Source organism: Streptomyces sp. NPDC005761, from assembly GCF_040630635.1.
Taxonomy (GTDB): domain Bacteria; phylum Actinomycetota; class Actinomycetes; order Streptomycetales; family Streptomycetaceae; genus Streptomyces.
The window spans coordinates 148,419-169,844 of record NZ_JBEXXX010000004.1; the positions used below are offsets into that span (position 1 = coordinate 148,419).

20 protein-coding genes are annotated in these 21,426 nt (G+C 72.0%); 16 read left to right on the forward strand and 4 right to left on the reverse strand.

Annotation, left to right across the window (positions count from 1 at the left end):
- Nucleotides 1-228: 228 nt before the first annotated feature.
- Both ABZ434_RS05990 and ABZ434_RS05995 read left to right on the forward strand, forming a co-directional pair.
- Nucleotides 229-432 (forward strand): cold-shock protein, encoded by a 204-nt coding sequence (locus tag ABZ434_RS05990; protein WP_015607926.1) that lies wholly within the window; start codon nucleotides 229-231, stop codon nucleotides 430-432.
- Nucleotides 433-691: 259 nt separating this feature from the next.
- Nucleotides 692-2,374, forward strand: a complete 1,683-nt coding sequence (locus ABZ434_RS05995) for a DEAD/DEAH box helicase (protein ID WP_359132432.1) — start codon at nucleotides 692-694, stop codon at nucleotides 2,372-2,374.
- A 249-nt stretch (nucleotides 2,375-2,623) separates the two neighbouring features.
- On the opposite strand, the gene ABZ434_RS06000 is transcribed toward ABZ434_RS05995, so the two are convergent.
- From ABZ434_RS06000 to ABZ434_RS06010, 3 genes are all read right to left on the reverse strand, one after another.
- Entirely contained in the window at nucleotides 2,624-3,646 is a 1,023-nt protein-coding gene (locus ABZ434_RS06000) for an ankyrin repeat domain-containing protein (protein ID WP_359132433.1), read from the reverse strand.
- Between the two features lie 246 nt (nucleotides 3,647-3,892).
- The gene (locus ABZ434_RS06005; RefSeq protein WP_359132434.1) at nucleotides 3,893-4,801 is read right to left on the reverse strand and encodes a hypothetical protein; all 909 of its coding nucleotides are present in this window, start codon (nucleotides 4,799-4,801) and stop codon (nucleotides 3,893-3,895) included.
- Between the two features lie 64 nt (nucleotides 4,802-4,865).
- On the reverse strand, nucleotides 4,866-6,668 hold the full coding sequence (locus ABZ434_RS06010; protein WP_359132435.1) for a beta-galactosidase family protein: 1,803 nt from the start codon (nucleotides 6,666-6,668) through the stop codon (nucleotides 4,866-4,868).
- A 216-nt stretch (nucleotides 6,669-6,884) separates the two neighbouring features.
- On the opposite strand from ABZ434_RS06010, the gene ABZ434_RS06015 reads away from it, so the two are divergent.
- From ABZ434_RS06015 to ABZ434_RS06025, 3 genes are all read left to right on the forward strand, one after another.
- Entirely contained in the window at nucleotides 6,885-7,763 is an 879-nt protein-coding gene (locus ABZ434_RS06015) for an AraC family transcriptional regulator (RefSeq protein ID WP_359132436.1), read from the forward strand.
- A gap of 25 nt (nucleotides 7,764-7,788) precedes the next feature.
- On the forward strand, nucleotides 7,789-8,121 hold the full coding sequence (locus tag ABZ434_RS06020; RefSeq protein ID WP_359132437.1) for a chorismate mutase: 333 nt from the start codon (nucleotides 7,789-7,791) through the stop codon (nucleotides 8,119-8,121).
- A 90-nt stretch (nucleotides 8,122-8,211) separates the two neighbouring features.
- Nucleotides 8,212-8,856: an SMI1/KNR4 family protein gene (locus ABZ434_RS06025; protein WP_359132438.1), complete on the forward strand. Its 645-nt coding sequence runs from the start codon at nucleotides 8,212-8,214 to the stop codon at nucleotides 8,854-8,856.
- A 7-nt stretch (nucleotides 8,857-8,863) separates the two neighbouring features.
- On the opposite strand, the gene ABZ434_RS06030 is transcribed toward ABZ434_RS06025, so the two are convergent.
- The gene (locus ABZ434_RS06030) at nucleotides 8,864-10,300 is read right to left on the reverse strand and encodes an MFS transporter (protein ID WP_359132439.1); all 1,437 of its coding nucleotides are present in this window, start codon (nucleotides 10,298-10,300) and stop codon (nucleotides 8,864-8,866) included.
- 310 nt (nucleotides 10,301-10,610) lie between these two features.
- On the opposite strand from ABZ434_RS06030, the gene ABZ434_RS06035 reads away from it, so the two are divergent.
- The 11 genes from ABZ434_RS06035 (at nucleotide 10,611) to ABZ434_RS06085 (ending at nucleotide 21,018) form a co-directional block, all read left to right on the forward strand.
- Complete coding sequence (locus tag ABZ434_RS06035; protein ID WP_359132440.1) at nucleotides 10,611-12,092, forward strand: aldehyde dehydrogenase; 1,482 nt, start codon at nucleotides 10,611-10,613, stop codon at nucleotides 12,090-12,092.
- Between the two features lie 29 nt (nucleotides 12,093-12,121).
- Entirely contained in the window at nucleotides 12,122-13,096 is a 975-nt protein-coding gene (locus ABZ434_RS06040) for a VOC family protein (RefSeq protein WP_359132441.1), read from the forward strand.
- Nucleotides 13,093-13,932, forward strand: coding sequence for an aspartate dehydrogenase domain-containing protein (locus ABZ434_RS06045; RefSeq protein WP_359132443.1), 840 nt, complete (start codon nucleotides 13,093-13,095; stop codon nucleotides 13,930-13,932). The genes ABZ434_RS06040 and ABZ434_RS06045 overlap by 4 nt, the downstream gene beginning before the upstream one ends.
- Nucleotides 13,929-14,726 (forward strand): alpha/beta hydrolase, encoded by a 798-nt coding sequence (locus tag ABZ434_RS06050; RefSeq protein ID WP_359132445.1) that lies wholly within the window; start codon nucleotides 13,929-13,931, stop codon nucleotides 14,724-14,726. Before ABZ434_RS06045 ends, ABZ434_RS06050 begins: the two co-directional genes overlap by 4 nt.
- Nucleotides 14,727-14,772: 46 nt before the next feature.
- Nucleotides 14,773-15,288, forward strand: a complete 516-nt coding sequence (locus ABZ434_RS06055) for a cupin domain-containing protein (protein ID WP_359083452.1) — start codon at nucleotides 14,773-14,775, stop codon at nucleotides 15,286-15,288.
- On the forward strand, nucleotides 15,288-16,046 hold the full coding sequence (locus ABZ434_RS06060; protein WP_359132447.1) for an SDR family oxidoreductase: 759 nt from the start codon (nucleotides 15,288-15,290) through the stop codon (nucleotides 16,044-16,046). Before ABZ434_RS06055 ends, ABZ434_RS06060 begins: the two co-directional genes overlap by 1 nt.
- A gap of 190 nt (nucleotides 16,047-16,236) precedes the next feature.
- Nucleotides 16,237-17,022 (forward strand): SDR family oxidoreductase, encoded by a 786-nt coding sequence (locus tag ABZ434_RS06065; RefSeq protein WP_359132448.1) that lies wholly within the window; start codon nucleotides 16,237-16,239, stop codon nucleotides 17,020-17,022.
- Between the two features lie 34 nt (nucleotides 17,023-17,056).
- The gene (locus tag ABZ434_RS06070; protein WP_359132449.1) at nucleotides 17,057-18,727 is read left to right on the forward strand and encodes a thiamine pyrophosphate-binding protein; all 1,671 of its coding nucleotides are present in this window, start codon (nucleotides 17,057-17,059) and stop codon (nucleotides 18,725-18,727) included.
- Nucleotides 18,724-19,686 carry a PDR/VanB family oxidoreductase gene (locus tag ABZ434_RS06075; protein ID WP_359132451.1) on the forward strand — a complete coding sequence of 321 codons (963 nt, stop codon included), beginning with the start codon at nucleotides 18,724-18,726 and terminating at the stop codon, nucleotides 19,684-19,686. Before ABZ434_RS06070 ends, ABZ434_RS06075 begins: the two co-directional genes overlap by 4 nt.
- Before the next feature lie 26 nt (nucleotides 19,687-19,712).
- Nucleotides 19,713-19,943, forward strand: a complete 231-nt coding sequence (locus ABZ434_RS06080) for a recombinase-like helix-turn-helix domain-containing protein (RefSeq protein ID WP_359132453.1) — start codon at nucleotides 19,713-19,715, stop codon at nucleotides 19,941-19,943.
- A 7-nt stretch (nucleotides 19,944-19,950) separates the two neighbouring features.
- Complete coding sequence (locus ABZ434_RS06085; protein WP_359132454.1) at nucleotides 19,951-21,018, forward strand: aromatic ring-hydroxylating dioxygenase subunit alpha; 1,068 nt, start codon at nucleotides 19,951-19,953, stop codon at nucleotides 21,016-21,018.
- Nucleotides 21,019-21,426: the final 408 nt, after the last annotated feature.

Genomic DNA, 21,426 nt, shown 5'->3' on the forward strand with positions numbered 1-21,426 from the left:
CCGGATATCCGCCGGTCGACGGCGCGGCGTGTCCCACCGCTGGTCGGCAGATCGTGCTACGGTGGTCCGGTTGCAGTTTTGGTACCCATGAACTTTATGTGCGCCTGACGGGAATGCTTCCTCAGGCGCTTTATTGTTTTCCGGCTTTCTCCGGGTGGGGCTCAATGCGGCGACTTGGAATTCGTAAAGTGCGGATTTCCGGCACTGCACCTGTTTTAGGAGAATGACATGGCTACTGGAACCGTGAAGTGGTTCAACTCGGAAAAGGGCTTCGGCTTCATCGAGCAGGACGGCGGCGGCGCCGACGTCTTCGCCCACTACTCCAACATCGCCACCCAGGGCTTCCGTGAGCTCCAGGAGGGCCAGAAGGTCTCCTTCGACGTCACGCAGGGCCAGAAGGGCCCGCAGGCGGAGAACATCGTCCCGGCCTAATTGCCGGACGCGTACCTCGCAGCCGGGGCCCGCACCGTGACGGTGCGGGTCCCGGCTTGTGCTGTCCCTGGGAAGTAGCGCAAAGACCGGGCGCCGACCGGCGCCCCGCACCGGGTGCGACGAAGCACCCCGGGAGTCCCGAGTGTTCCGCGCGCCGCGTACAGCGGTATGCCCGCACGTCCACGCAGCCCCGGAACTCTCCCGCGGTCCCCAGCAGTCCCACGTAGTTCCCAGGAATCCCCCAGGAGGGCAATTCCGTATGACCCGCTCCGAACGTCAGGACCGTCCCGCCCGCAATCGCCCGTCGAGGGGGCGTGGCACGGCCCAGGCAAAGGCAACCGCACAGGGTTCCGGCAAGGGATCCGGCAAGGCGTCGCCCCGTCGCAGGGCCACGCCGCCGCAGGGCGAGTTCGCCCTGCCCGAAACCATGACCCCCGCACTGCCCGCCGTCGAGGCGTTCGCCGAGCTGGACATGCCCGCCGCCCTGCTGAAAACCCTTGCCGCGCAGGGCGTCACCGACCCGTTCCCGATCCAGGGCGCCACCCTGCCGAACTCGCTCGCCGGCCGGGACATCCTCGGCCGCGGCCGCACCGGCTCCGGCAAGACCCTCGCCTTCGGCCTCGCGCTGCTGGCCCGTACCGCCGGGCGCCGCTCCGAGCCGAAGGCGCCGCTGGCGCTCGTCCTCGTCCCGACCCGCGAGCTCGCCCAGCAGGTCTCCGACGCGCTGACCCCGTACGCCACCGCCGTCAACCTGCGGATGGCCACCGTCGTCGGCGGCATGTCGATCAGCAAGCAGTCCGGCACGCTGCGCCGGGGCGCCGAAGTGCTCGTCGCCACTCCGGGCCGGCTCAAGGACCTCATCGAGCGCGGCGACTGCCGCCTGGACCAGGTCTCCATCACGGTCCTCGACGAGGCCGACCAGATGGCCGACATGGGCTTCATGCCGCAGGTCGTCGCCCTGCTCAAGCAGGTCGAGGAAGGCGGACAGCGGATGCTGTTCTCCGCGACCCTGGACAAGAACATCGACCGGCTGGTCAAGATGTTCCTGACCGACCCCGTCGTCCACTCGGTCGACCCGTCCGCCGGTGCCGTCACCACCATGGAGCACCACGTGCTCCACGTGCTCGACGAGACCGACAAGAAGGCCGTCGCCACGAAGATCGCCGCCCGCGACGGCCGCGTGATCATGTTCGTCGACACCAAGCGCGCCGCCGACCGCTTCGCCAAGCGGCTGCTCGCCAGCGGTGTACGGGCTGCCGCGCTGCACGGCGGGCGTTCCCAGCCGCAGCGCAACCGGACCCTGGACCAGTTCAAGAACGGCGAGGTCACCGCGCTCGTCGCGACGAACGTGGCGGCCCGTGGCATCCATGTCGACGACCTCGACCTGGTCGTCAACGTGGACCCGCCCACCGACCACAAGGACTACCTGCACCGCGGTGGGCGCACCGCACGCGCCGGCGAGTCCGGCAGCGTCGTGACGCTGGTGCTGCCCGAGGAGAAGCGGGAGATGACCCGGCTGATGCAGGACGCGGGCATCGCCCCCCGCACCACCCGGATCAGGTCCAGCGACGAGGAGCTCACCCGGATCACCGGGGCGCGCGAACCGTCGGGTGTCGCGATCGTGATCGAGGTCCCGCAGCCGACCCCGCCGAAGCCGCGCACGCGGTCCGGCGCGGGCACGGGTACGGGCGCCGGTACCGGCAGCGGCTTCCGCTCGGGCAGCCGCGGCCGCGGCCGCCGCGGTGGCACCGGCGGCGCCGGTGGAGCCGGTGGCAGTGGTGGACAGGGCACCGGCGGCGCGTCCCGGGGCTCGGGCACCGGGGGCGCCTCGCGCGGTTCCGGTACGGGTGGCGCTTCTCGCGCTTCCGGTGCCGGTGGCGCCGGCCCCTCCGGCGGTTCCGGCCGGGGCGGCGCCCCGGCACGTGGCCGCCGAGCGGCCTGACGGCCGAACCCTCACTCCCCACCGTCCGGCGGCCGAGGACGGGGCGTCAACCGGGTCCGCCCGGAGCCGCGCTCCCTTCCTCTGTCCCGGGCGGGCCTGTTTTCGTCCGCCCCGACCGTGCAAGCACTTCCGCGTCGAGGACGGAGCGTCAACCGGGTCCGCCCGGAGCCGCGCTCCCTTTCTCGGCCCCGGACGGGCCTGTTTCGTCCGCCCCGACCGTGCAAGCACTTCCGCGCCGAGGACGGGGCGTCAACCGGGTCCGCCCGGAGCCGCGCTCCCTTCCTCGGCCCGGGGCGGGCCTGTGCCGTCCGCTCCCAACCGCGCAAGCACCTCCGCGCCGAACGCCCTCCGCAGCGGATCGTCCGCCGCACACCACGCGAGCGCCGCCTGACGGGTCTCCTCGCCGCCGCGCTCGCACAGGGCCTCGGCGGATGCCCGCCAGTTGTCCAGCCCCGGCCCCCCGGACCGCACGGCCCGCCTGGCCAGTTCCTCGTAGGGGGCGAGGTGACCCAGCTCCCGCTCCAGGACCGTGGCGATCGCACCGTGCCCCGTCTGCTGATCCCGGCCCGCGGCCGGCCGGCCGTCACGGACGAGTTCGACGGTCAGCGTCTCCCCGCCGTCGACGACGGACCGGCGCACCACCACCTCGTACGCGTCTTCCTCCCCGTACAACTCCCGCAAGCCCGCCCGCATCTCCTGCTCCAGGTCGGTGTCCAGCATGCGCCGCGCCTCGCCGAGCGCCTCCTCGACCGCGCCCTCCACCGCCCCCGCTCCGTGCCGCAGCAGCGCGCGGACCGTCGCCGTTGAGCCCCTGCGGGCCGCGAGCAGCAGCGGCGACTCGCCCTCCGGACCCGGCAGACAGGGGTCGGCACCATACATCAGCAACACCTCGGCCGTCCGGGCGTGCCCCAGCCCCACCGCCCACCGCAGCGCCGTGAACCCGAACTGCTCGCGCAGATCCGGCCGCGCCCCGGCCGCCAGCAGCGCCTCGACCACCTCCGTGTGCCCGCCGCACGCCGCTCCGCACAACGGGAGATCGCCCGACTCCGGACCGCAGGCCCGGTCGGGGTCGGCGCCCGCCGCGAGGAGCAGCCGCACCACCCCCGGACGGTCCGACACTGCCGCGAGATAGAGCGCGCTCGCACCGTCCTCGTCCACCGACTCCGCGGACACACCGGCGCGGAGCAGCCGTACGACGGCGTTCTCACCCTCGTACAGCGCATCGAACAGGCTCGGCCCGCTCCCTGCCGCCGCCCTCGGATCTTCTGTCACATTTCGACTGTAATACGCCGTGCGCCGGGGCCACTTGCCCCAAGCGTCCCACCTGAGGGCTGTCCAGCGATTCCTGGCGGGCGCACGACGACTGCTACGGCACCTCTCCACGTAGCCTGAACGGCACGGGGGGACCCCTCCGTTGTCGAAACGCCCGAACACGTCCCGTATGTGGGCACCTCTCCGCCTTGCGATGCACCGCATCCGACGCCGCGCGCTGATCCACCAGGAAGTGCGGGACGGCCTTCAGGTGGTGCAGTCCAGCACCGACCGGCACAGCGCGCACCGCGCCCGCACGCGGCCGCGGACCGGGACCCTGTTGCGCTGATGGCAGGTCGGGCAGGCGAAGGCGACCCGCAGCCCGTCCCCTCCGGCCTCGAAGGCGTACGGAACGCCGGGATCCGGAACGGGAACGGCACCGGGATGATCCTGGGCGTAGCGCCGGTCCTTGGCGTACCGGCGCCGGCCCGCCCAGCCCGCGGCAGTCAGGGGCGGCTGCACGCTCTCGCGCAGGGCCTGCGCCCGCCCCTTGGTGTATGCGGTGTACGCCTGAGGGCTGGTGAACCACGGCGAGGGATCCTCGTCGAAGGCGAGTGCCCGCTTGGCCAGCACGTACCCGAACTCCTCCGGGGTGAGGTAGCCGAGCTTCTGGCTGGACGTGGCATCCTCCCGGAACGCGTCCAGCAACAGCCAGCCCGCTCCCAGATAAGCCGCCGCGGTGTCGGTGAGGATCTCGTTGTCACGCGTCCCCGGGAACTCGAGGCCGAGCCGGTGCAGGAGCACATGCATCACCTCGTGCGACAACGCGGCGCCGATGTCCCTGCGATGGGTACGGAAGCGGTCGTTCAGCTCGATGAAGTACTCCGGCCCCGCAGCGAGTTCGACACTCCCCGCATGCTCCATCGAGCGGAACGCCACGATCATCCGTGCATCCGGCAGCCGCAGATGCTGCACCATCGCACGGGCCACCCGCTGCGTACCGAGATGCAGGTCGTCCGCGTCGGCGAACGCCGCATCACCGGGGGCGAGACTGGGAGCGAAGCGCTGGATGCCGTCGTACGACAGTCGCCGGTACAGCGCGGTGATCGCCGAGCGGACGGTGGCCAGATGCGGGAAACCGTGCACCACAGGGCTGCTGTGAGGGCGGTCCGTCACGTCCGTACCCCCGCTCCGCGGCGCTCAACTCCTCACCACTGTAGACCGCGGCGGGCGGGGCCCGTCAGACGTCGGCCGCCGCCGGACCGCCCACCCGCACCGGAACCCCCGGCCCCAGCTCCGCATACGGCGCCCCCGCTCCCTCCACCTCCAGCACCCACACCTCGTTCCGGCCGTCCCGCAGTACCGGACCCGGCACGTACAGCGTCCGCTGCGGGCCCGCCGACCAGTAGCGCCCGAGGCAGAACCCGTTCACCCAGACGAATCCACGGGTCCAGCCCGGAAGTTCGAGCCCGGCATGCCCGGTTCCGGACACGTCCGCGGCCTCGAACGTACCCCGGTACAGTCCGGCGCCCCCGGACCCGTCCACCGGCAGGAAGGAGACACCCTCCAACGCGGCCGGCCCGTCGAACGCGTCGAGCCGCAGCGCCCGCGCCCGTACGCCGTGCAGGAACTGGCGCTCGTGCAGCACACCCCCGGTGATCCCCTTCGGCTCGCCCAGCCGAGGCCCGTAGTTGACCCGGCCCAGCGACTCCACCCACAGCTCCACCTCGGCGGGCCCGCCCACCGGCTCCGCCAGAGTGCAGTCCTCCTCGCTCAGGACGCCCCTGCGGGCCCCGTCCACGTACACCACCGCCCGGTCCCGCAAGCCGGAAACCCCCAGGGCGTACGGGCCACGCGGGCCCGGCACCGCGACCCGGTAGCGGACCAGGCCGCGGTCCACCCCCAGCTCCTCGAAGGTGGGCGGCACACCGGACTCCGCCGTCTCCTCGTCGCCCAGCGCCTCCATGACGTCGGACAGCGGCGCCCACTGCGTCAGTGCGGCCCGCACCGGAGCCAGGCCGGCGGGCTCGGGCGGGAGCGGGGGCAGCGGCCCGTCCGCGTACGGGGCGAGGACCTCCCGGAACAGACGGAACTTCTCCGTGGCCCGCCCGTACTCGTCGACCGGAGCGTCGTAGTCGTACGACGTCACCGTCGGCAGCAGGGCCTGGTCCTGGAGCGGACCGGAGCGGTTGGCGCCCGCCCAGCCGGCGAAGTTCGTCCCCCCGTGCGCCATGTAGATGTTCACCGACGCCCCGCACTCCAGGATCTCCCGCAACGCGTCGGCGGCCTGCGCCGGATCCCGCAGAACAGGCGGCGCGCCCCAGTGCTCGAACCAGCCGCACCAGAACTCCATGCACATCAGTGGCCCGCCGGGCTGGTGACGGCGCAGCACCCGGAACGCCTCCCGCGCACCCGAACCGAAGTTCGCCGTGGCGAGCAGACCGGGCACGGAACCACCGGTCAGCATGTGGTCCTCGGGCCCGTCGGAGGTGAACAGCGGAACGCTCACGCCGAGGGCGACGAGCATCTCGCTCACCCGGCGCAGATACACCTCGTCGGTGCCGTAACTGCCGTACTCGTTCTCCGCCTGCACCATGACCACCGGTCCGCCCCGGTCGGCCTGCCGCTCCGCCACCTGCGGCAGCAGCTCGGCGAACCACCGCTCCACCGCGCCCAGATAGCCCGCGTCCCGGGTCCGCACCCGCCGGCCGAACCGGCCGGTCACCCATGCCGGCAGCCCGCCGTTCTCCCACTCCGCGCAGATGTACGGCCCCGGGCGCACGATCGCCCACAGGCCGGCCCGCCGGGCCGCGTCCAGGAATCGGCCGAGCGCCCCGACATCACGGAACTCGCCCGGCCGCGGCTCGTGGAGGTTCCACGGCACATACGTCTCGACGCAGTTCAGGCCCATCGCCCGCAGCATCGACAGCCGGTGGTCCCACTGCGCCTCGTGCACCCTGAAGTAGTGCAGGGCCCCCGACAGCAGCCGTACGGGCTTTCCGTCGATCCGGAAGTGGTCGTCCCCCACGGTGAAGTCAGCCATCGTGCTCGTTCTCTCCTGTGCGCGCGGTCCCGTGAACGCCGCGCTGCCCGGCCCGGTACGAGCGGTACGTGTGACGGAGCGGGCGAACCCGGGAGTAATGTCACGGCCCAGCGTCGCCCCCTGGCGTGCGGCCGGTCCATGGACAAAGATCACTGCTGTTTGGACGCAGTGGACGACGCTGCACGTCAGATGCCGCGGACGGAGGAGCGAAGGCCGATGTACCACACCTGGATGCGCTTCTTCACCCCGAGCCCGCTCCACCACCGTCTCGGTCTGGTCTGTCTGGGGGTGGGCCTGCAGCACGGCACGCTGCCGACCGTCGGCCCCCGCACCCTGGACCACCACGTGGCGGTCGTCATCAACGCGGGCACCGGCTGGTTCGCCGGACCGGACGGGCGCAGGGTGCCCGTCACCGCGCCCAGCCTGATCTGGCTGACTCCCGGCACGCCGCACCACTACGGCGCCGATCCGGTCACCGGCTGGGACGAGAGCTTCGTCGACTTCACCGGGCCCGCCACCAGCACTTACACCGAGCTCGGCTACATCGAACCCGAACGCCCCCTGGTCCCGCTCGCCGACACCGCGGCCCCGCGTGCCGCCGTGGGCCGGATGGTCCGGGCGGCCCGACGCGGCAATCCGCTCCTGGAGGTGGAGACGGGGGCAGCCGTCCACGAACTGCTCGTGGCGCTTCGCCGGGCGCGCGCCGACGTCAGCCCCGACGGCGATCCGGTGCTGCAGGCGCTGGCCCGCGACGCCTTCCAGCCGCTGTCCGTCGCCGAGCATGCCGCCCGGCACGGCATGACGCCCGCCGAACTGCGTACGGCGGTGCGGCGGGGGGCCGGGTGCAGTCCCAAGGACTACCTCCTCGGCATCCGGCTCGGCCGTGCCAAGGAGCTCCTGGCCACCGGCGACCTGCCCGTCGCCGCCGTCGCCCGGCGCGTGGGGTACGACGACCCGGCGTACTTCTCCCGCCTGTTCGCCCGCCGCGTCGGCATCGCCCCGGTCCGCTTCCGCGAGCAGCAGGGCCGCAGCGTCCCGGGCGGCTGGAGCGACCGTGTTCCTGACTCGGAACACCCTCCGACGATCATCCCGTAGCCGGGCCCCTCTAAGCTCATTGACCATGACCACGAGCGACATCGACGATTCCGTAGGCGCCGAACTCAACCGGCTGCGCGAGAGCATCGACAACATCGACGCGGCTGTTGTCCACATGCTGGCCGAGCGCTTCAAGTGCACCCAGCAGGTCGGCCACCTCAAGGCCGCCCACCAGCTCCCCCCTGCCGATCCGGCCCGCGAGTCCCGTCAGATCGCCCGGCTGCGTCAACTGGCGGAGAGCGCCCACCTGGACCCGGCGTTCGCCGAGAAGCTGCTGAACTTCATCGTGGCCGAGGTCATCCGCCACCATGAGCGGATCGCTGACGAGTCGGCGAACGGGGCGGCCGCGGGGGAGTGAGCGGACAGGGCCCGGGGCGGCCCTGTCCGCGGTCTGCCTCCCGCGGTCGGGGTACCGGCCGTTGTCAGCGGCTCCTCCTACTCTGGGCCCGTGACCACCACTGACGCACAGGAACCCGGACCCGGGCCGGCCGCTCCCGGCCACCCCTGGCGCGACCTGCTCCAGCGGTGGAGCGACGAGTGGCCGGATCCGGTCCTGCACGAGCAGGAGCGGTCCGAGCCCTTTCCGGCGGAGGTGCGCGCGGCGCGCTGGCTGGGAGGTCCGGGGGCGACCCCGGACGAGCTGACCGGACTCGAGCAGCGCCTGGGGTGCGTGCTGCCGCCGAGCTACCGGGAGTTCCTGCTGACGAGCGACGGGTGGCTCGATACGACATCCGAGATCGCCGGGCTTCTGCCCGCCGGGGAGGTCGGCCGGGTCGGGGATGTCGATCCGGAGCTGATCGAGGGCTGGGGCGATGACCGGGGCCGGGACGGGGTGCCCGACGAGGAGTACTTCGTCTACGGGGAGGAGCAGGACTGCTGCGCCCTTCGGACCGTGTACCTGAGCGACATGCTCAAGGTCAGCCGCACGCCCGATGCGGGTGACGTCTACCTGCTCAATCCTCGTGTGGTCACGCCCGAAGGGGAGTGGGAGGCCTGGTACCTCGCGCACTGGCTGCCCGGCGCCGTCCGCTACCGGTCCTTCTGGGATCTCATGAACGACGAGTACCGGTCCTTCCGCGGCGACCGCGTGTGAACGCCCCTCAGGGCGAGATCTCCTCCAGCGGCCGGTTCGCGGTCTCCTCCGCCAGGGTTCCGGCCACCACCGCGCCCACCAGGGCCACCGCTCCCAGCATCACGAACACCGCGGTGACGCTGTCGCCGGCCGCGTAGACCACGCCCACCAGGATCGGGCCGAGGATCACGCCCAGGCGGTTGACCGCGCCGCCGACGCTGCAGCCCAGGGCGCGCATCCGGGTCGGGTAGAGCTCGGGGGTGTACAGGTACAGGCAGATGTTGGAGCCGAAGAAGCCGACCGCCGAGAGGGAGGTCCAGATCAGGACCTCCGCAGGGGTACCGGCGCCGAGCGTGGCCAGGGTGAGCAGGAGCGCGGCCGAGGCGCCGAGGCAGATCGCGAAGATGCGGCGGCGGCCGAGGACGTCCACCGTGAGGGCGACGATCAGGCAGCCGAGCAGGCCGGCGACCGAGGTCACGGTGGAGTAGAGCAGGGCGTCGGAGAGGGTGAGGCCGTACTCGTCCTTGTAGATGCTGGGGAGCCAGGACGTCACGCCGTAGTTGACGAAGTAGCCGGTGAACCAGAGCGCGCCGACCACCAGCGTGCGGCGCCGGTAGCGGCCGGTGAAAAGGCCGCGCAGGCCGGTCGCGGCGCGTTCCGCCGGGGTGGCGGCGACGGCCGTGGGCGCGGGGGCGGCGGCGGGGGCGGTGACGGCCGGCCGGGGGAGGGGTTCGCCCGTCGCCGCCGACACCTTGGCCTCGATCCCGGTCATGACGGCCTCGGCCTCCTCCAGCCGCCCCCGCTCCGCGAGCCAGCGGGGCGACTCGGGGACCTTGCGCTGGACGAGGAAGGCGAGCAGGCCGGGCACGGCGGCGACCGCGAACATCACGCGCCAGCCCGCCGCCGGGACCACCCAGGCCGCGACCAGGGCACCGACGGTGAGGCCGGCCGGGAAGACGAGCTCGTACAGCAGGACGAAGCGGCCCCGTTTGAAGCTCCGGGTGATCTCGCTGATGAAGGCCGCCGCCACCGGCACCTCGCCCCCGATCGCGAGGCCCTGGACGAAGCGCAGGGCCAGGAACGGGGTGAGTGAGGTGCACGCGGCCAGCGCCAGGCCGGCGATGCCGGACGCGGCCACGCAGTACGCGATCACCTTCACCCGGCCGTATCGGTCGGCCAGCCGTCCCGACAGCAGCGCGCCGACGAGCATGCCGGCCGAGCCGACCGTCAGGACCGCCGTGGCGTCGCCGGTGGACAGCTGCCACTCGTCGCGGAGCTCCGGCAGCGCGTAGGCGATCAGCAGCTGGTCGAAGGCCTCGAAGAAGGTGACGACACCCACGATCAGGCGGACGGTCACGTGCCAGCGGGAGAGCGGCAGGCGCTCGAAGCGGGCGGCGATGGTGGCGCGGGTGGTGCGGGCAGGCGAGGCCTCGGGGGCGGCGTCCTTCGAGGTGTCGGTGCTCATCCAGGGTTCCTCCTGCTCCGCGTGGGGACGGAGCGGTTGGGGAGCCAGGTGTACGGGGTCACAGAGGAGAGGGAGTGAGCTGAGCGTACGGCCGACGACGGCCGCACGGCGCTCGTGAGCGGGTGAAGTCACTCACGCGCCTCTGTAAGTGCCTAGCTTTTAAGTGCTTAAGTTTTACCGCCCCGGGGGTGGCGCCCGTCAAGACCTTCGGAAGCAAAGGAGATTTTGCCGAGGGGGGCTTGCGGGTAATTACTTAAGCCCTTAGATTTTTAGCTCTGAGGTAACCGATTCGACTGCAGGAGGCCAACTGATGCTTGCCGACGAGGTGTTGGTCGCGGGGCAGTGGCGGCAGGGCCGTGGCGCCCTCATCGAGACGGTCGACCCGGCCACCGGCCAGGTCATCGCCACCGTGCACGCCGCCTCCCTCGACGACGTCGAGGAGGCAGCCACCGCGGCCGCCCACGCCGCCCACGACCCCGCCTGGCGCGAGCTCCCCGCGCACCTCCGCGCCCGGCTGCTCCACCGCATCGCCGACCTCGTCGAGCAGAGCGCCGACCGGCTCTCCGCCCTGCAGACCGCCGACACCGGCAAATGCCGCACCGAGACCCGCGCCCTCGTCCACAGCGCCGCCGGCACCTTCCGCTACACCGCCGCCGCACTGGAGACCGCCGAGGACGCCCTCACCCCCTCCCGTGGCCCGTACATCACGATGAGCGTCCACGAACCGATCGGCGTCGTCGGCGCGATCACCCCGTGGAACTCGCCGATCGCCAGCGACGCCCAGAAGCTCGCCCCCGCCCTCGCCGCGGGCAACGCGGTCCTCCTCAAGCCGGCCGAGTGGACCCCCCTCGTCGCCCTCGCGCTCGGCCGCCTCGTCCACCAGGCACTCACCGAAGCCGGGCTGCCGACCGCCCTGCTGTCCGTCCTGCCCGGCCGCGGCAGCGTCATCGGCGACGCCATCGTGCGGCACCCGGTCGTGGAGAAGATCACCTTCACCGGCGGCACGTCCACCGGCCGCACCCTCGCCCACGCCGCCGCCGACAAGCTCATCCCGGTCTCCCTCGAACTCGGCGGCAAGTCCCCCACGATCGTGCTGGAGGACGCCGACCTGGAGCAGGCCCTCGCCGGCGTCATGTACGGCGTCTTCTCCTCCAGCGGACAGAGCTGCATCGCCGGCTCCCGCCTCTTCGTCGCCCGATCCCGCTACGAGGAGTTCCTCGGCGAACTCGTCTCCCGTACCGAGAAGCTCCGCGTCGGACCCGGCACCGACCCCGACACCCAGGTCGCCCCGCTCGTCCACCACCGCCACCGCGACAGCGTCGCCGCCTACGTCGACCTGGCCCGACAGGAAGGCGCCACCGTCCGGTGCGGGGGAGCGGCACCCGACGGCGAGCGCTACCGCGACGGCGCCTACTACCTCCCCACCGTCCTGGACGGCCTGCCCAACACCGCCCGCGTCTGCCAGGAGGAGATCTTCGGCCCGGTCGTCGTCGCCCTGCCCTTCGACGACGAGGACGACCTCGTCGACCAGGCCAACGACAGCGTGTACGGACTGGCATGCGGCATCTGGACCCGCGACCACGCCAGAGCATGGCGCCTCGCCCGCCGCATCGACGCGGGCACCGTCTGGATCAACACGTACAAGCAGTTCAGCATCTCCACCCCGTTCGGCGGGCTGAAGGACAGCGGCATCGGCACCGAGAAGGGCCGCGACCTCATCCGCGGCTACCAGCGGCAGAAATCCCTCTACTGGGCCACCGACACCACCCCGCTGCCCTGGGCCGCCCAGTGAAGCCGAGCGAAACGAACCCGGAGCCCCCCATGCCGTACGAGAACCCCCACACCCGCCGCCCGGCCCCCGAACCCGTCGCACGGCTCCGCGCCCTGCGCTCCGTCGAGCTCCGCACCCCCGCCTTCACCGAGTCCGCCGACTTCTACCGCGAGGTCTGGGGCCTGGAACCCGTCGAACGGGAAGCCGACGCCACCTGGCTGCGGGGCACCGGCGAGGAACACCACGTCCTCCACCTCGCCCGCGGCGAGCAGAACGGCCTCGGCCGCATCACCTTCGCCGTCGCCACCCCCGCCGAGATCGACGAGGCCGCCCGCCGGCTCCTCGCCCGGGGCATCGTCCCCGTCGCCGGCCCCGGCCCCCTCGACCAGGTCGGCGGCGGCTACGGACTCCGCTTCACCGACCCCGAGGGCCGGCTGATCGAACTCAGCGCCCAGACCCACGCCGTCACCCCCCGCGGCCGGGACGCCGCCGTCCCCGTCGGCGTCACCCACACCGTCCTCAACACCACGGACATCGACGCCGCCGTCGCCTTCTACACCTCGGTCCTCGGCCTGCGCGTCTCCGACTGGTCCGAGCACCAGATGGCGTTCCTGCGCTGCAACGCCGACCACCACTGCATCGCGTTCAACCAGGCGGCATGGACCTCCCTCAACCACGTCGCCTACGAGATGACGTCCATCGACCACTTCATGCGCGGCCTCGGCCGCCTGCGCCACCACGGCATCAACCCCCAGTGGGGGCCCGGCCGGCACGGCCCCGGCAACAACACCTTCTCCTACTTCACCGACCCCGCCGGACTCGTCTGCGAATACACCTCCGAAGTCGCCCAGATCGTCGAGGACGCCTGGATCGCCAAGGTCTGGCGCCGCACCCCCGACCTCTCCGACCTGTGGGGGACCGCGGGCCCGCCCTCACCCGGCATCCGCAGCCACATGGCAGGCACCCCCGACCCCGGGCCCCTCGCCGCCACCCCCTCCGACATCACCGAAGAGGTGACCGCATGACCGCCACCCTCACCCCCCGCCCGGACACCGCCGCCCGCCCCGCCCGCCCCGTGCGCCGCATCGGCCTCGTCGGCTGGGGAGCCATCGGACGCGTCGTCGGCACCGCACTGGCCGAAGGCCACATCCCCGGCGCCGAACTCACCTGCATCATCGACAACCGCCCCCTCGTCGACGCCCCCGCACCCCAGCTCTCCTTCGAGGACGCCCTCGCCGTCTGCGACCTCATCGTCGAAGCAGCAGGCCAGGCAGTCGTACGGGAATGGGCCGAGCGTGTCCTCGACAGCGGCGCCGACCTGCTGATCGCCTCCACCGGCGCCCTCGTCGACCCCGACCTCACCGACCGGCTGCGCGCCGCGGGCCCCGGACGCGTCTACTTCACCGGCGGAGCCGTCGGCGGACTCGACCTCCTCCAGGCCGTCCGTGGACTCGGCCCCCTCACCTCCGTCACCCTCACCACCACCAAACTCCCCGCCACCCTCCACCAGCCCTGGATGGACGCGGAACTGACCGAACGGCTGCGGACCACCACCGAACCCGTCGAGGTCATGCGCGGCACCGCGATCGACGTCCCGGTGAAGTTCCCCAAGTCGACCAACGTCGCCGCATCCGTCGCCCTCGCCACCGGCGACCCCGCCCTCGTCCGGGTCGTCGTCGTCGCCGACCCCGCCGCCACCCTCACGCGACACGTCATCGAAGCGGCCGGCCCGCACGGCAGCTACCGCTTCGAGGTCGCCCACCGCCCCGACGAAGCCAACCCCGCCACCAGCCAGGTCGTCCCGCACGCGGTTCTCCGCAGCCTCGGCGCCGTCGTCGGCCGGGCAGGACAGATCCTGTGACCGCCCCCGCCACCGCCAGGGTCCATACCCGGGAGGCCGGTGACCCGGACGCCCCCCTGCTCCTCTGCCTCCACGGCATCGGCTCCTCCTCCGCCGCCTTCACCCCGCAACTCGACGGGCTCGCCGGCCAGGTGCACGTGGTGGCGTGGGACGCGCCCGGCTACGCGGACTCCGCCGATCCCGGCCACGCCCCCGGCCTCGACGGCTACGCGGACACCGCCGCCGCCCTCATCCGCGAACACGGCGGCCCCGCCCACGTCCTCGGCGTCTCCTGGGGCGGCGTCATCGCACTCCGGCTCGCCACCCGCCACCCCGACCTCGTCGCCTCCCTGATCGTCGCCGACTCCAGCCGCGGCTCCGGCACCCACCCGGACAGGGCCCGCGCCATGCGCGAACGCGCCGGACAACTCGCCGACCAGGGGCCCGACGCCTTCGCCGCCACCCGCGGACCGCGCCTCGTCTCCGACGCCGCACCCCCCGCCCTCGTCGAACGCGTCGTCGCCACCATGGCCGCCTCCATCCGCAACCCCGGCTACGGATACGCCGCCGCGTCCATGGCGGAGGCCGACCTCACCGACGACCTCGCAGCCATCACCGCACCGGCCCTCGTCCTGTGCGGCGAACAGGACACCGTCACCGGAACCGACGAGTCGCAGGCCATCGCCGGCGGACTCGCCAAGTCCGTCTACGTCACCCTCTCCGGCGCCGGACACCTCTCCAACCAGGAACGCCCCGAGGCCTTCAACGCCTGGGTCCGCGCCCACCTCCACGTCGTCGCCCGCGTACCCGCGTAACGACGCATCCCACCCCCACCACCGAACCCAGGAGCATCCCGTGCCCATCGACAACACCCCGTACGAGACCGACGGCGACCTCGCGAAGTTCACCGACTCACTCATCGCCACCAAGGACTCCCGCGAACCCGACTGGAACACCCTCTCCTTCCAGGAGAAGGCCGGCGCCCAGTACCGCCGCGCCCAGATCCGCTACGTCGGCTCCGGCGCCACCGGCAACCACGAGAACGACAACCGCATCCTGCCCTCCGGCGGTTTCACCCTCTCCAACATGCTGCTCCCGCCGGGCGCCGAAGGCCCCGAGCACACCCACCACGACGTCGAGGAGGCCTTCTTCGTCCTGGAGGGCCAGGTCAAGGTCGGCATCCACCGCGGCGCCGACGAGGCCGAATACCGCACCCTCGGCTACCGCGACATGATCGTCGTCCCCGCCGGAGTCGCCCGCTCCCTGAAGAACGAGGGCGACACCGACGCCCTGTTCTGCGTCATCATCGGCACACAGAAGCCGCAGGTCCCCACCTACCCCGAGCACTCCCCGATGCACGGAATCACCCGCGACTGATGGCCACCGACGACACCCCCCGTACGGTCGTCGTCACCGGCGCCGGCCGCGGCCTCGGACTGGCCGCGGCCCGCCGGATCGGCAACGACGGCCACCGCGTCGTCATCGCCGAACTCGACGGGACCACCGGACAGCAGGCCGCCGAAGAACTGCGCGCCGAGGGCATCACCGCCGACTACCACCCGCTCGACGTCGCCGACCCCGACTCCGTCGCCGCCCTGGCCACCACCCTCGCCGACGACGGCAGCCGGCTCCACGGACTGGTCAACAACGCCGGACTCGCCAACGCGGTGGGCGGCAAACCGTTCCACGAGATCGACGTCGAGACATGGGACCGCATCATGACGGTCAACGCCCGAGGCCCCTGGCTCGTCGCCCGCGCCCTCCTCCCGCTCATGCGGGAGAACGGCAGCGGACGCATCGTCAACCTCGCCTCGGACGCCGCCCTGTACGGCTCGCCCCGCCTCGCCCACTACATCGCGTCCAAGGGCGCCGTCATCTCCCTGACCCGGGCCATGGCACGCGAGACCGGCGACTTCGGCATCACCGTCAACGCCGTCGCCCCCGGCCTCACCGAAGGGGAGTCCGCCCTCGACATCCCCGCCGAGCGCCACGAGCTGTACCGCCTCAACCGGGCCATCTCCCGGCCCCAGCAACCCGCCGACCTCGTCGGACTGATCGCCTTCCTCATCGGCGACGAATCCGGCTACATCACCGGCCAGACCTTCGCCGTCAACGGCGGCTTCACGATGCACTGAGCCACCCGGGCCTGCCCTGCAAGCCCGCCCGGGGACATCAGAGCCGGTCCGGGCGCATCAAGCCCGCCCGGGCACATCAAGCCCGGCCGGTCGCATCAAACCCGTCCGGCGATCGAGGACACCACCCGCACCGGGGTCCCGGTGCCCCCGCGGAGTGCCCCGCGCCTCGCCCCCAACCCCAAGGAACCCCATGGACCTCCGCCTGAAAGGCCGCCGCATCCTCGTCACCGGCGGCAGCTCCGGCGTCGGCCTCGCCACGGTCCGCATGCTGCTCGCCGAAGGCGCCCACGTCGCCACCTGCGGCCGCCGCGCCGACACCCTCACCGCCGCACTGGACGGCCTCGCCGGCCCGGACACGCTCTACCACGCCCCCTGCGACGTGACCGACGAATCCGCCGTGCAGGCCTTCACCGAGAACGCGGCCACCCACCTCGGCGGCATCGACGGACTCGTCAACAACGCCGGCGCCTCCCGGATGAAACCCTTCGCCGAGACCACCGCCGACGACTGGCGCGACGAACTCGAACTCAAATTCTTCGGCGTCCTCAACCCCCTGAACGCCGCCCTGCCCCACCTGCGCGCCTGCGGCAACGCCTCCGTCGTCAACATCAACGCCGTCCTCGCCAAACAGCCCGAGACCAAACTGATGACCACCAGCGCCGCCCGCGCAGGCATCCTCAACCTCTCCACCTCCCTCTCCAAGGAACTCGCCCCCGACGGCATCCGCGTCAACTCCGTCTGCCTCGGCCTCGTCGACACCGGACAGTGGGAACGCCGCTACGCCGCCTCCGGCAGCCCCCTCGACTACACCGCCTGGCAGGCAGAACTCGCCGCCGACCGCGGCATCGCGCTCGGCCGCCTCGGCAACGCCGACGAAGTCGCGTACGCCGTCACCGCACTCCTGTCACCCAGAGCCTCGTACATCACCGGCACCACCGTCGACGTCTGCGGCGGCGTCAACCGCGCCGTCGCATAACCCCCACACCCAACCCATCCCAGGAGCACCCGACATGACCCGACCCAATGGCGGCGACCTGCTCGTCGAGACGCTGCGCGAACTCGGCGTCGACACGGTGTTCGGCATCGTCAGCGTGCACAACCTGCCGCTCGTCGAAGCCGTCGACCGCGACCTCCGCTTCGTCCCCGTCCGCCACGAAGCCGCCGCCGTCAACGCCGCCGACGGCTACGCCCGCGCCACCGGCAACCTCGGCTGCGCCCTCACCAGCACCGGTACGGGAGCGGGCAACGCGGCAGGCTCGCTCATCGAGTCCCTCAGCTCCGGCACCCCCGTCCTCCACATCACCGGACAGATCGACAGCGAGTACCTCGGCTCCGGACGCGGCTTCATCCACGAGACCAAGGACCAGCTCGGCATGCTCCGCGCGGTCTCCACCCACGCCGTGACCATCACCGACGCCGAAAGCGCCGGCGACATCCTCCGCCACGCCGCAGCCCGCGCACTCACCGCGCCCCACGGCCCCGTCAGCGTCGAATGGCCCATCGACCTGCAATTCTCCCCCCAACGGCTCACCGGCACCCCCATCCCGGCCGCCCCCACCCCCGCCCTGCCCGCCCCGGAACTCCTCGACGAAGCGGCCGCCCTGCTCTCCGCCGCCCGCCGCCCCCTCGTCTGGGCCGGCGGCGGAGCGAACAGCGCCCGCCCCGAACTCGCCGCACTCCTCGACGCGCTGAACGCCGGACTCGTCACCTCCAACTCCGGCCGCGGCAGCGTCCCCGAGTCCGACGACCGCGTCCTCGGCAACTACGCCACCGCACCCGCGGGCCGCGCACTGCTCGCCGAAGCCGACGTCCTGCTCTCCATCGGCACCCACTTCCGCTCCAACGAAACCGCCGACTACAGCCTCCAACTCCCGCCCACCCACATCCAGCTGGACCTGGACCCCGCCGCACCCGGCCGCGTGTACCCGGCCACCGTCGCCCTGCACGGCGACGCCACCGCCGTCCTCGCCGCCCTCCTCGGACGCGTCACCAGCGGAGCAACGGAAACGAACTGGCCGGACCGCGTACGCAAGGCCCGCACCGACGCCCGCAGCGCCCAGCGGTACGCCATCGGCCCCCAGGCCGCGATCAACGACGCCATCCGCGACGCCTGCCCGCCCGGATCCGTCATCGCCCGCGACGTCACCATCCCCTCATCCACCTGGGGAAACCGGCTCCTGGAGATCACCGACCCGGCCACCAACGTCTTCCCCCGCGGCGGCGGAATCGGACAGGGCCTCGCCATGGGCATCGGCGCCGCACTAGGCCGCCCCGACACCCCCACCGTCGTCATCGCCGGCGACGGGGGACTCGCCGTCCACCTCGGCGAACTCCTCACCCTCGCCCAGGAGAAGCCCGACCTCACCCTCCTCGTCTTCAACGACGGCGGCTACGGCGTCCTGCGCAACATGCAGGACAACCACTTCCCCCGCCGCTCCGGAGTCGACCTCACCACCCCCGACTTCGCCCTCCTCGCCGCCGCCGTAGGCCTCCCCTACGCACGCATCGCCGCCGAAGCCGACGCCGGACCCGTCATCAAGGAGGCCATCACCTCCCCGGGCCCCACCCTCGTCGAGATCGACCTCACCGCACTCGGCCCGATGAACACCCCGTTCACCCCGCCGGTCAAGCTCCCCGCCACCGCCACCGATACCCCTGGAGAAGGAGGCAACCCGTCATGACAACCGCCGAGGAACCCCGGCTCGACCTGCTCGTCCACCGCATGACCTGGGAGGCCGACGGCGTCCTGAGCATCGAACTCACCCGCCCCGACCGAAGCCCCCTCCCCACCTGGCGGCCCGGCGCCCACATCGACGTACACACCGGCGGACAGATCCGCCAGTACTCCCTGTGCTCCGACCCCGCCGACACCACCCACTGGCGCATCGGCATCCTCCGCGAACCCGCCTCCCGCGGCGGCTCCGCCCACATCCACACCCAGCTCCGCCCCGGCCAGACCCTCCACGTCCAGGGCCCCCGCAACCACTTCGAGCTCGACACCACGGGCGACGCCACCGACTACCTCTTCATCGCAGGCGGCATCGGCATCACCCCGATCCTCGCCATGGCCCGCGAAGCAGCCCGCACCGGCACCCCGTGGCGGCTCGTCCACGGCGGCCGCACCCGCACCTCCATGGCCTTCGGCGCCGAACTCACCGCACTCGCCCAACTCCCCGGCGGAACCGTCGAATTCGTCCCCCAGGACGAACAGGGCCACATCGGCCTCGACGCCCTCCTCGGCGACCTCACCCCCGGCACCCAGGTCTACTGCTGCGGCCCCGAACCCCTCCTCGCCGCCGTCGAGGAACGCTGCCCCGACGCCCGCACGGAACGCTTCGCCGCCCCCACCGCCGCACCCCGAGACGGCGAGGACAGCACATTCGACATCGTCTGCTCCCGCACCGGACGCACCGTCGAGGTCGGCCCCACCACCTCCGCACTCGACGCACTGGAGAACGCCGGCATCTCCATCGCCTCCTCCTGCCGCGACGGCATCTGCGGCACCTGCGAGACCAAGGTCCTCGAAGGCACCCCCGACCACCGCGACTTCCTCCTCACCGAAACCGAACGCGAAGCCGGCGCCTCGATGATGCTCTGCGTCTCCCGCGCCCGCACCCCCCGCCTCGTACTCGACCTCTGACACGCCCCCGAAGGGAGCCGGCCGCCATGACCAGCCCGACCACCCCGCAGTACCTCGAACCCCACCAGGCACGCACCACCGAGCCCACCCCCTACGAGAAGAAGCTCGCAGCAGTGATCGAAGAGGTCTTCGGCAGCGGAGCCCACGACCTGCCCGGCCTCGTCGCCGGACTCAACGCCCGCGACCTGCCCGCCCCCGACGGCAGCCCGTGGACCGAGGACACCTTCCGCAACGAGATGCGACGCCTGGGAGCGTGAGACAACCATGACCACCGACACCACCCCCGTGCCCCCCGGCACCCCCACCCGCCCCTCCGAAGTCGCCCGCCCCGGCCACCGCACCGCCGACCGGCTCTTCGCCACCGGCATCCGCAACCAGTGGTACGCCGTCTGCCCCTCCGACTTCGTCCCCGCCGGAGGCATGAAGCGCCTCACCCTCCTCGGCGAGGAATGGCTCCTCTTCCGCCGCGCCGACGGCACCCTCCACATGCTGGAGGACCGCTGCCCCCACCGCGGCGCCCGCCTCTCCCTCGGCAAACACCTCGGCGACCGCATCGCCTGCTGGTACCACGGCGTCCAGGTCGACGGCACCGGCACCGTCGCCGCCGTACCCGGCCTCCCCGGCTGCAACCTCGAAGGCAAACAACTCGTCGCCGCCCCCCACGTCATCGAGACCGGCGGCGGCATCCTCGCCTACTTCGGCGACAACGAGCACCCCGAACCCACCCCGCTCGTACTCCCCGAACACCTCACCGACCCCGGCACGTCCGCGTTCCTCTGCTACGCCGAGTGGAACGTCAACTGGCGCTACGCCGTCGAGAACCTGCTCGACCCCATGCACGGCTCGTTCCTCCACCGCGACTCGCACAGCATGGCCGAAGGCCAGACCACCGCCCGCTTCCGCATCCGCGAGACCGAACGCGGCTTCTTCTTCGAGAAGACCGACCAGAGCGGCGTCAACTTCGACTGGGTCGAACTCTGCCGCACCGGCGTCGACTGGGTCGACCTCACCATTCCCTACCCGCCGACCGCCGGCCCCGGCGGACCCTTCGGCATCGTCGGCATGGCCACCCCCATCGACGAGAGCCGCTGCGCCGTCTTCTTCTGGCGCTACCGCAAGGTGACGGACTGGCAGCGCGACACGTGGCGCTTCCTCTACAAGACGCTCCTGGAGGACCGCCACTGGGACGTCCTCGAACAGGACCGCATCATGCTGGAGGACCTGCGCACCGACGCCGACCAGGCGGAGAACCTCTACCAGCACGACCTCGGAGTGGTCCGCGTCCGCCGCATGTACCGCACAGAAGCGGAAGCTCAGGCAACAGCGAACTGACCACCCCCCTCCGAAGAAGTCCCCAATCGCCGGACACCACCCCACCACCACATCCCAGCCCCAAGCGCTGAGGCGGTGGCGCCGAATATCAACCCGGTCCGGCGATTGAGGACACCTCCGCGCCGGGGGTGGCGGCGGCCCATATCAAGCCGGTCCCGCGATTGAGGACACCTCCGCGCCGGAGGTGGTGGCGCCCCATATCAAGCCGGTCCGCCGATCGCGGACACCCAAGCGCTGAGGTGGTGGCGCCGAATAACTAGCCGGTCCGGCGATTGAGGACACCTTCACGCCGGGGCGGCGGCGGCCCATATCAAGCCGGTCCGGCGATTGAGGACACCTTCACGCCGGGGCGGCGGCGGCCCATATCAAGCCGGTCCGGCGATTGAGGACACCTTCACGCCGGGGCGG